At 68.1% G+C, this 9,766-nt stretch carries 10 protein-coding genes and 2 riboswitches; of the genes, 8 read left to right on the top strand and 2 right to left on the bottom strand.

What is annotated here, in order from left to right; genetic code table 11:
• The first annotated feature begins 47 nt into the window (after nucleotides 1-47).
• The 3 genes from AC1D1W_RS13050 to rox all read left to right on the top strand — a co-directional run bounded on the left by AC1D1W_RS13050 (nucleotide 48) and on the right by rox (nucleotide 2,279).
• Nucleotides 48-410: a hypothetical protein gene (locus AC1D1W_RS13050; RefSeq protein ID WP_243182236.1), complete on the top strand. Its 363-nt coding sequence runs from the start codon at nucleotides 48-50 to the stop codon at nucleotides 408-410.
• Nucleotides 317-739 carry a phage tail protein gene (locus AC1D1W_RS13055; protein WP_243182226.1) on the top strand — a complete coding sequence of 141 codons (423 nt, stop codon included), beginning with the start codon at nucleotides 317-319 and terminating at the stop codon, nucleotides 737-739. Before AC1D1W_RS13050 ends, AC1D1W_RS13055 begins: the two co-directional genes overlap by 94 nt.
• A 79-nt stretch (nucleotides 740-818) precedes the next feature.
• A complete protein-coding gene (rox, locus tag AC1D1W_RS13060) occupies nucleotides 819-2,279 on the top strand; it encodes a rifampin monooxygenase (protein ID WP_243182237.1) in 1,461 nt (486 codons plus the stop codon).
• Between the two features lie 14 nt (nucleotides 2,280-2,293).
• Here rox and AC1D1W_RS13065 read toward each other — a convergent pair whose 3' ends face one another.
• Nucleotides 2,294-3,460 carry a cytochrome P450 gene (locus tag AC1D1W_RS13065; protein ID WP_243182227.1) on the bottom strand — a complete coding sequence of 389 codons (1,167 nt, stop codon included), beginning with the start codon at nucleotides 3,458-3,460 and terminating at the stop codon, nucleotides 2,294-2,296.
• Between the two features lie 285 nt (nucleotides 3,461-3,745).
• On the opposite strand from AC1D1W_RS13065, the gene AC1D1W_RS13070 reads away from it, so the two are divergent.
• The 3 genes from AC1D1W_RS13070 (at nucleotide 3,746) to AC1D1W_RS13080 (ending at nucleotide 5,188) form a co-directional block, all read left to right on the top strand.
• Nucleotides 3,746-4,096 (top strand): flagellar FlbD family protein, encoded by a 351-nt coding sequence (locus AC1D1W_RS13070; RefSeq protein WP_243182228.1) that lies wholly within the window; start codon nucleotides 3,746-3,748, stop codon nucleotides 4,094-4,096.
• Between the two features lie 48 nt (nucleotides 4,097-4,144).
• Nucleotides 4,145-4,543, top strand: coding sequence for a sigma-70 family RNA polymerase sigma factor (locus AC1D1W_RS13075; RefSeq protein WP_476943899.1), 399 nt, complete (start codon nucleotides 4,145-4,147; stop codon nucleotides 4,541-4,543).
• Nucleotides 4,544-4,708: 165 nt separating this feature from the next.
• Complete coding sequence (locus tag AC1D1W_RS13080; RefSeq protein WP_028275324.1) at nucleotides 4,709-5,188, top strand: Dps family protein; 480 nt, start codon at nucleotides 4,709-4,711, stop codon at nucleotides 5,186-5,188.
• On the opposite strand, the gene AC1D1W_RS13085 is transcribed toward AC1D1W_RS13080, so the two are convergent.
• Nucleotides 5,100-6,806 (bottom strand): MFS transporter, encoded by a 1,707-nt coding sequence (locus AC1D1W_RS13085; protein ID WP_476943900.1) that lies wholly within the window; start codon nucleotides 6,804-6,806, stop codon nucleotides 5,100-5,102. The genes AC1D1W_RS13080 and AC1D1W_RS13085 overlap by 89 nt on opposite strands.
• Nucleotides 6,807-6,873: 67 nt before the next feature.
• On the opposite strand from AC1D1W_RS13085, the gene AC1D1W_RS13090 reads away from it, so the two are divergent.
• A complete protein-coding gene (locus tag AC1D1W_RS13090) occupies nucleotides 6,874-7,413 on the top strand; it encodes a TetR/AcrR family transcriptional regulator (RefSeq protein WP_243182231.1) in 540 nt (179 codons plus the stop codon).
• Nucleotides 7,414-7,682: 269 nt separating this feature from the next.
• A riboswitch (glycine riboswitch) is annotated at nucleotides 7,683-7,781 on the top strand.
• A gap of 1 nt (nucleotide 7,782) precedes the next feature.
• A riboswitch (glycine riboswitch) is annotated at nucleotides 7,783-7,897 on the top strand.
• Nucleotides 7,898-7,936: 39 nt separating this feature from the next.
• The coding region (locus AC1D1W_RS13095) for an aminomethyl-transferring glycine dehydrogenase (protein ID WP_476943901.1) at nucleotides 7,937-9,766 on the top strand (1,830 nt) is incomplete at its 3' end.

Below are 9,766 nucleotides of genomic sequence, written 5' to 3' on the forward strand. Positions count from 1 at the left end.
GGGGCCATGTGGCGTCCCTCGCCGAAGCGAAACCCGGAGACCTCTTGGTGAGCTTCGGCGGCAACCACATTTCCATCTATCTGGGCAACGGCAAGGCGATCGACGCCCCCGTGCCGGGTAAGACCGTCCAGATCCGCGATGCCTGGGAGCAGCAACCTGACTTCCATCCGGCGCATCGTGCCCGCAGGGGCGGCAAAGGGGCGCCTGCGTTCCGACGTCCGGCAGCACGTCGTCGCGTTAGCATTGGTCCCAACACGTCTGTCCAGGAGGGCACATGCCGTACATCGTTGACTTTGAGACCGTTTCTACCGCCGGCTTGGAATCATCCCCCGTCTCCGAGGCCCTCGCCGGGTTGCGCGCCAACGAGGCCCGCTATTTCCGGAATAAGTACGGCCACACCTTCACCGTGAGCCCCGCGAGCGAAGTTCCTGACGTGGTTGACCGGGTGAGCCGCATCCTCCGGGATGAACGCGAGATCGTGATCGGCTCCCGCCCGCTGGAGGCGACCGCCTTCGAAGTCGACGGTTTGCGGATGGCCTATGTTTTTTACGAGTCGGGGCTGTCGGTCAACGTCATGTACAGCATCGAGGACGGCGGGAAGAGAGCGGTGGGGTTCAAACTTGCCGACGGCATGGAAGTTCCGGAGGAATTGGCGCCGCGCTTCAAGTTCGCCCGCCAAAAGTCGAAGCTGGCGGGCGTTATTCGCGGCTCCTACTTCGTGATCAAGGGCGAGTACTGATCGGGCTCACCCCCGCATTTCAGGGTGCGGGACGCAGCCGGGCAATCCGGGAAGTGAGTTTCTGGGATTGGGGTTCCATATTTTCGACGTGATCATTAGCGGTGGCGGCCCGACGGGAATGATGCTGGCCAGCGAGTTGCGGCTGCACGACGTGGACGTGCTCGTGCTGGAGAGGGACGCGGAGCCGAGCCAGGCGGTCCGTTCGCTCGGCCTGCACCCGCGCAGCATCGAGATCATGGACCAGCGCGGGCTGCTGGACCGGTTCCTCGCCCACGGGCAGCGGTATCCCGGCGGCGTGGGTCGCTTCGCCGGGATCGACAAGCCCCGGCCGGTGAACCTGGACACCGCACACGGCTACGTCCTTGGCATCCCCCAGCCGGTCACCGATCGCCTGCTGGCCGAGCGCGCCGGTGAGCTCGGCGCCCAGATCCGCCGCGGCTGCGAGGTGGCATGGGTCGAGCAGGACGAGGACGCGGTGAGCGTCGAACTTGCTGACGGCACACGGCTGCGCTCGCGCTGGCTGGTCGGCTGCGACGGCGGACGCAGCCTGGTGCGCAGACTGCTCGGCATCGGCTTCCCCGGCGAGCCGGCCAAGACCGAGTGGCTCCTGGGCGAGGTGGAGGTGACCGCGGCGCCGGATCAGCTGGCCGAGGTGGCCGAGGAGGTGCGCAAGACCCACAAGGGGTTCGGCATAGGCCCCGCCGGAAACGGCCTGTACCGCGCCGTCGTGCCCGCGGCGGCCGTGGCCGAGGACCGCTCGGTCCCGCCGACCCTGGAGGAGTTCCGGACGCAGCTGCGGGAGTTCGCAGGCACCGACTTCGGCGTCCACTCACCACGCTCCCTGTCCCGTTTCAGCGACGCCACGCGGCTTGCCGAGCAATACCGGGTGGGCCGAATTCTGCTCGCCGGCGATGCGGCGCACGTCCACCCGCCGCTGGGAGGGCAGGGACTGAACCTCGGCATCCAGGACGCTTTCAACCTCGGCTGGAAGCTCGCCGCTGAGGTCAAAGGCTGGGCGCCTGACGGGCTGCTGGACAGTTATTACGCCGAGCGTCACCCGGTCGCCGAAGGCGTGCTGACCATCACCCGCGCCCAGAGCGAGCTGCTGTCCACCGAGCCCGGCCCGCAGGCCGTGCGGCGGCTGCTGAGCGAGCTGATGGACTTCGAGGACGTCAGCCGTTTCCTGGCCGAGAAGATCACCGCGATCGGGGTCCGCTACGACTTCGGCGAAGGACCCGAGCTGCTCGGCAGGCGACTGCGCGACATTCCTCTGTCGCGGGGCCGTCTCTACGAACTCACCCGCAAAGGCCGCGGGCTCCTGCTGGACCAGACCGGCGAACTCTCCGTGGCTGGATGGGAGGATCGGGTCGACCACGTCGCGGACGCCAGCGGGGAACTGGACGCGCCCGCGGTCCTGCTCCGGCCGGACGGCCACGTCGCATGGATCGGAGACGACCAGGACGACCTGCTCCACCATCTGCCGACATGGTTCGGGGCCGCCCTCGAGGGCACCGGAGACGATCACGATCGCCGCCCCTGACGCCGTGCCCGCCGTCAGGCAGCCTGCCAGGTCACGGGAAGCTGTTTCGCCCCGTAGACGATCATGCTTTCCATCCGCTCCAACTGCGCATCGGGGTCTACCGCAAGCCCCGGCAGCCGTGAGAGCACGGCCTCCAGCGCGATCCTGGCCTCCAGCCGCGCCAGGGGCGCCCCCAGACAGAAATGGATGCCCTGCCCGAAGGCGAGGTGACGGTTGGGTGAGCGTTCGACGTCGAACTCGTCCGGGCTCGGGAACTGCTCCCCGTCGCGGTTCGCCGAACCGATCCAGGCAATGATCGGCGAGCCTGCCGGAATGGTGCGGCCTCGCACGGTCGTGTCGACGGCTGAGAGCCGGTACATGGACTGGACGGGGGAGCGGTAGCGCAGCACCTCTTCGATGGCGTGCGGGAGCAGGGCAGGCTCGGCGACAAGGCGTTCCGCCGTGCCCGGTGATTCGGTGAAGCACAGCACCGCATTGCCGATCAGGTTGGTGGTGGTCTCGTTTCCCGCCACGAGCAACAGGCTGCAGAATCCCAGCAACTCGATGGGGCTGAGCTTCTGCCCGTCGATCTCGGCCGCGAGGAGCGCGCTGATCAAATCATTGCCCGGCCGGTGCCGCCGCTCCTCGATCATGCCCATGAAGTACTCCGCCATTTCCCGGTTGGCTGCCGTGTGGACGGAATCGTCGGCGCCCGGGCGGGTCTGGCTCACGATCACGTCGGACCACAGCTTGAACCGGTCCCTGTCAGAGGCCGGAATGCCCATGAGTTCGGCGATCACGATCACCGGAAGCGGATAGGCGAGCTGTTCGATCAGGTCCGTGGCGCCGCCGGCCACCGCTGGCTCCAGCAACTCGTCGGTCAGTTCCGAGATGCGCGGGGCGAGCGCTTCGACTGCCCGCGGCGTGAACGCCTGCGTCACGAGCGAACGCAACTGGCGGTGCCGCGGCGGGTCCGTGTTGACCAGGCTGGCGGCGAAGAGCTGGCCCGTTTCGGAGGGGTTGTCCCCGCCCATCCGGGAAGAAAAAGTGGCGTGTTCGGACAGGACCCGCTGCACGTCGTCGTAGCGGAACACGTGCCAGACGCCGGTGTCCGGGTCCTGGAAAACGGGTTCACTGTCCCGCATAGCTGCGTAGCGGGGAAACGGGTTCAACGGCTGCTCAAAATCCGGAAATGGCGCCACGGCTGGCCTTCCTGATGAGGCGGGCGGCCGTCGTTTCATGGCACTGGACCAACTGCACTGGACGAACTGCGGTGGAACAGGCGCCGAACGGGGCGGGCCGGGTGGCCCCGTCAGGTCCCACCCTAATACCGCGCGGCGGCCTTGGCACGGGGAATGTTGCTGCGCCGGCCGCCCCCGGGCACCGGCACCTTGGCAAGCCGCCTGACGACGGCGCCTGACGAAGGGGCCCCGGGTGCCGACAGTACGGAGGAGAACACCCTTCCCCTCACAGAGCAGAATCGGCCCATGGTCGTCGTCACACGCCTCAACGGAACGCGCTTCGCGGTCAATCCGGACCTCATTGAACGCATCCACGAGAGCCCGGATACGCACTTGGTGACGCTCGACGGCGCCGCCTACGTGGTGCTCGAAAGCCTCGCCGAAGTGGTCGAGCTCAGCGCGGAGTACCGGGCATACATCCTGAGCAAGGCCCGGGACTTTCCGGCCATCACCGGCTATCCCCTCAGCCTGGTCCGGACTGAAGACCCGGACACTGATCCTCGGGCTGCGGGTAGTCGTGGCCCTGGGCGCGGTGCTTGGCCTCATGTGGTTCCTGCAGCACCGGCTGGGCAACGGCACCGGACGGCGCCGGGCTGACCGCGCCTTGACCATGGTCAACCGGCAGCGCCTCGGGCAAAAGCCTCCGTGGTGGGCACCCTGGCCGCCGAAACCCTCACCCCGGAACACTCTGTGCTCGCGGACGAACGCCTCCAGTACCTTCGGGCCGCCGTGAAATCCCTCCCGGAACGGATGCGCTACGTGGTGGAGGAGATCTACTTCGGCGACCGCACGGTCAAAGACCTGGCCGCGGAACTCGGATCCACGCACGCAGCGGTGTCCCAGCGGCGTTCGGAAGCCATCCGGCTCATGCGAGACGGCCTGAGCGCCCACTACGCCGACGACCCCGAGCAGCCGTTCCACCCCCAGTCCAGGATTACCCCGCGGCGGCGCAACGACTACCTCACCCAGCTGTCCGAATCCACCTCCGGCGGCATCACACGGGCCGTGTTCCCGCGTGGGCCCTTCCTCAACGAGGCCGAATAAACCGCCCCAAAACGGTTAGTAAGCCGACTTAGTAAGCTGACCGAGAAATTCCTCCCAGAAGCATCGCGGCCCGCCGCCGCGCTGCGGTAGCGTCGGAAGCATCGGCCGGGGTGCCAGCAATGGCATGCGCGGCCCGTACGGCACCGGTTCTATCGAGGAGGATTCATGAAAGCATCACCCACATTGACGACCAACCTGCAGGCAGTACTGGTGGACCTGATCGAACTCCACGTTCAGGGCAAGCAGGCACACTGGAACATCGTCGGGACCAACTTCAGGGACCTTCACCTCCAGCTGGACGAGATCATCGACGCCGCCCGGGGATTCGCGGATGACCTCGCCGAGCGCATGCGTGCCCTTCACGCCCTCCCGGACGGCCGTAGCTCCACGGTTTCCAAGTCCACCGCACTGGCCGAGTTCCCGAAGGGCCTGATCAACACGAAGGACGCCATCGAGCGGATTGTCGCCGCGCTGGAGGCGGCGGTCGGCACCATGCGCAAGGTCCATGACGAAGTGGACGAGGAAGATCCCACCACCGCGGATCTGCTGCACGAGTTCATCGCCAAGTTTGAGCAGTACGCCTGGATGGTGAATGCCGAGACCATGCGGGCCACGGCCAGCGTGACCACCCCGGACAGCAAGTAGGGACCGGCTCCCGCCAGCCCCCCAAAACAGCAGCGTCCGGCGCCGGGTATGACCGCAGGACGACGGCGGCCAGGACGCAGGCCCCGGACATCAGGACCAGCGCAATTGACGCCGTGACGTGCACGCCCGAGTCGAAGGCGGTGCGCGCGGCCGCCGTCACCGCCTCCGCCAGGGGCGCCGGAAGCATCCGTGCCAGATCCACAGCGCCGGCCAGGGTTTCACCGGCCTGGCTGGTGGCCGCCGCCGGGGCGAGTTCGGACACGCCCGCGGGAAGCCGGAGGTTGCCCTGGTAGGAGGCCGTCAGGATTGAGCCGAGAATCGCCGTACCCAGCAGGGACCCCACTTCGTAGCCGGTCTCGGAGATGGCGGCGGCTGCCCCTGCCTCGTCGGCGGGCGCCGCGCCCAGGATCAGGTCATTGGAGATCGTCTCGGCGGCGCCCACCCCCAGGCAGAGCACCAGCAGGGCGGCAAGGAGCAACGACGGGCCCTGGCTGTGGTCGCCGAAGGCCACCAGGAAATAGCCCGCCGCGCTCAGCAGCAGGCCGCCGGCCACCACAAAGCCGGGCCGCACCTTGCGCACCAGCGGGACCACGAGCAGCCCCGCCACAACTGTGGCGATGAGGGCCGGGACCATGGCGACGCCGGAGGCCGAGGGGGACTGGCCCTCCAGCAGCTGCAGGTGCTGGGCCAGGAAGAGAATGAAGCCGTTGAAGGAGAACAGCGCCAGGACGTTGGCCACGATGGCCGTACTGAAGATCCGGTTGCCAAACAGGCTGACGTCGAGCATCGGCGCGGTGCTGTGGTCTGTCCTGTGGATACGGGCAAGCGCGCGTTGCCGCCGGATGAACACATAGCCCATGAGCAGGCCGGTTCCGATGCTCGCGAAGGCCTCAGGAGCCGGCCCGTGGGTGGCAAGGGCCTTGATCCCGTAGACCACCGGCACCATGACCAGCAGGGACAGGGCAATGCTGGGCACGTCCACCCGGCCCGGCTTCGGATCGCGGGATTCCGGGATCAGCGCCGGCCCGAGCAGCAGCAGCGGCAGGATGATCGGCACCGCGACCAGCAGGACGGCGCCCCACCAGAAGTGTTCCACCAGCCAGCCGCCGGCAATCGGGCCGAGGGCGGCGCCACCGGAGAATCCTGCGGCCCAGATCGCCACCGCCAGCCTGCGCCTGTTGGGCTGCGGAAAGATGTTCCGGATCAGCGACAGCGTGGACGGCATGAGCATGGCGCCGAACAGGCCAAGCCCGGCGCGGCCGGCGATCAGCCACTCCGCACTCGGCGCGAACGCCGTCACGGCCGACACCGCGGCGAAGCCCGCGCTGCCCACGAACAGCAGCCGGCGCCGGCCGATCCTGTCGCCCAGGGAACCCATCGCGACCAGGAGTCCGGCCAGGACCAGGGGATAGGCGTCGACGATCCAGAGCAGTTCGACGCCGGAGGCGGTCAGGCTGCTGGCGATGGCCGGCAGGGCGAACGTGAGCGCGGTGTTGTCCACGGCCACGAGCAGGACGGGGAACATCAGCAGGGCCAGCGCCACCCAGTCACGCCACGGTGCCCGGGGCCCGGTGGCCGCAGGAGTGCTGGTGGCTGCGGTGATCGATGGAATGCTCATGAAGATAACTATACCGTCTGGACGGTACAGTTAAGAAATGCGCGGGTGGACAGGCATGATGGGAGGCATGCCCAGGAAACCCGTCGCCCGCGAGGCCGTGCTCGATGCCTTCGAATCCCTGCTCATCGAAGTCGGTGAACGCGCCGCGACGCTGGACGCCGTCGCGCGCCGGGCCGGCGTCTCCAAGGGCGGCCTGCTCTACCATTTCCCGACTAAAGAGGCGATGATCGCGGTCCTGCTGGAACGGCTGGACCGGCTTCTGGCTGAGGATGTTGCGGCCATGGCGGCAGCCCCGGAAGGGGCGGCGGCGTACTTCATCAAGTCCTCGGTGTGGGCCGACACGCCCATGGACCGGGTCTTCGTGGCCGCCACGCGGCTCGCCGAGGTGGCGCACGGGGAAACCCTCCGCCGCTTCGCCGCCGGCCAGGCGAGCTGGCTGGAACTGCTGGCGGCCGACGTCGGGCCCGCCATGGCGAAGGCCGTCCTGTGCATGGGGGACGGGCTGTACTTCAATGCCATGCTCGCGCGGGGTCCCGGCGGGCCGCCGCCGGAAGTCGAGGCGGACGTCCAGAGCCTCCTGGCCGCCGTCGAGCGCCTGCGCGGCTGAAGCCCACCCCCCACCCCCGGCCGACCCCCTACGCCCGCCGACCCCCTACTCCCCGCCGACCTCGCCGGAAGCGTTCGAGTACGCCGGAAAGTTGCGGCGACTCCGGGCGTTTCCGGCGAATTCGCGCCGCCGGATTCGCCGCCGGGTGGCTCGTGGCCCGTAACGTGGGTCCGCCGCCGGGAGGGAGTTTGCGGACGCGCGCCCGGCATAGGACAATGAGAGCTGTGACTGTTGTCACCCTCGATTGAACACCCAATTAAATACGCCTTTGATCTGCGGCGGGAGAGTCCTGCAAGTAGGTACAAGCAGGCGCCGTAGGAGCAAACCCTCCCCAGGAATCTCTCAGGCCCATGTACCGCCGCGGCAAGGCATCTCTGGAAAGTAGCAGGCGTGTCCCGGACATGCTGTGCTCACCGACGGTGCAAGCGGAGCCCTGAAACGCAGGCTGCGCGGAAACTCTCAGGTCCAATACAGAGCGGGGAGGAACCCGAATCAATGTGGCGTACCCTGCGCCGCCTGAGTTATGGAGTTCCTTGTGACTGTTACCCCAGCCTCCACGTCCTTCGTTGACCGGCATATCGGCGCGCGCCGCCAGGCCGACGTCGACGCCATGCTGAAGGCTGTCGGCTACGACACCGTCGACGCCCTGGTGGACACCGCCGTTCCGAAGGACATCCGCCAGGACGCCGACCTGGCGCTCGCCGCGGCCCTGAGCGAAGTCGAAGTCCTCGCCGAGCTGCGCAAACTGGCGTCGAAGAACAAGACCGCCGTGCAGATGATCGGGCAGGGCTACTACGACACGCTCACCCCGCCGGTGATCCGCCGCAACGTCCTCGAAGCCCCGGCCTGGTACACCGCGTACACGCCGTACCAGCCCGAGATCTCACAGGGCCGGCTCGAGGCGCTGCTGAACTTCCAGACTATGGTCCAGGACCTCACCGGCCTGCCGATCGCCAACGCCTCCCTGCTGGATGAAGCCACCGCCGTGGCCGAGGCCGTGCTGATGATGCGCCGGGCCAACAAGAATAAGACCGCCCACGACGGCAAGACAGTCCTCGACGCCGACTGCCTGCCGCAGACCATCGCGATCGTCAAGGGCCGCGCCGAGGCCCTCGGCTTCGAGGTTGAGGTCGCCGACCTCTCCAAGGGCCTGCCCGACGGCGTCATCAACGGCGTCGTCCTGCAGCAGCCGGGCGTCTCCGGCCGGGTGTGGGACCACACCGCCGTGATCGCCGATGCCAAGGAACGCGGCGCCCTCGTCACCGTCGCGGCAGACCTCCTCTCCCTGACCCTGATCACGTCCCCGGGCGAGCAGGGCGCTGACATCGCAGTCGGCTCCGCCCAGCGCTTCGGCGTGCCGCTGTTCTTCGGCGGCCCGCACGCCGCCTACATGGCCGTTCAGAAGGGGCTCGAGCGCTCCATGCCCGGCCGCCTCGTTGGTGTCTCCAAGGACAACGCCGGCGTCCCCGCCTACCGCCTGGCCCTGCAGACCCGCGAGCAGCACATCCGCCGCGAGAAGGCCACCTCCAACATCTGCACCGCCCAGGCCCTGCTGGCCATCGTGGCTTCCTTCTACGCCGTCTACCACGGCCCGGACGGGCTGAAGGCAATCGCCCAGTCGGTCCACGTCCACGCTAAGACCATCGCCGCCTCCCTGAAGGCCGCCGGCCTGGACGTGCTGCACACCTCCTTCTTCGATACCATCACCGTCTCCGTGCCGGGCCGGGCAGCTGAGATCATCGCGGCAGCCGACGCCAAGGGCGTCAACCTGCGCGCCATCGACGCCGACACCGTCGGCATCTCCGCCGACGAGGCCACGACGGTGGCAGTCGTCGCCGACGTCATCGCCGCGTTCGGCGCGTCCGTGACTGCCGCGGCTGCAGGCACGGACACTGCGTTTGGCCTGGACCCCGCAGTCGAGCGCACCTCCGACTTCCTGCAGCACCCGGTGTTCAACACGCACCGTTCCGAGACCCAGTTGCTGCGCTATATCCGCCGCCTCTCGGACCGCGACCTGGCCCTGGACCGGACCATGATCCCGCTGGGGTCGTGCACCATGAAGCTGAACGCCACGGCCGAGATGGAGGCCATCTCCTGGCCGGAGTTCGCTTCCATCCACCCCTTCGCCCCGGAATCCCAGACCGCCGGCTGGCGTGAACTGATCGAGGACCTCGAAGGCCAGCTGACCGAGATCACCGGCTACGACCAGGTCTCCATCCAGCCCAACGCCGGTTCCCAGGGCGAGCTCGCGGGCCTGCTGGCGATCCGCGGCTACCACCTCTCCCGCGGCGATGCCCAGCGCACCGTCTGCCTGATCCCGGCCTCCGCGCACGGCACGAACGCGGCCTCGGCC

This window comes from Arthrobacter sp. P1_B4 (genome assembly GCF_056406555.1).

Bases quoted from the DNA above. Each gene is read 5' to 3' on its own strand.
- AC1D1W_RS13080 (WP_028275324.1), top strand. From the start codon at position 4,709: ATGAAAGCATCACCCACATTGACGACCAACCTGCAGGCAGTACTGGTG.
- AC1D1W_RS13085 (WP_476943900.1), bottom strand. From the start codon at position 6,806: ATGAGCATTCCATCGATCACCGCAGCCACCAGCACTCCTGCGGCCACC.
- AC1D1W_RS13090 (WP_243182231.1), top strand. From the start codon at position 6,874: ATGCCCAGGAAACCCGTCGCCCGCGAGGCCGTGCTCGATGCCTTCGAA.
- AC1D1W_RS13070 (WP_243182228.1), top strand. From the start codon at position 3,746: ATGGTCGTCGTCACACGCCTCAACGGAACGCGCTTCGCGGTCAATCCG.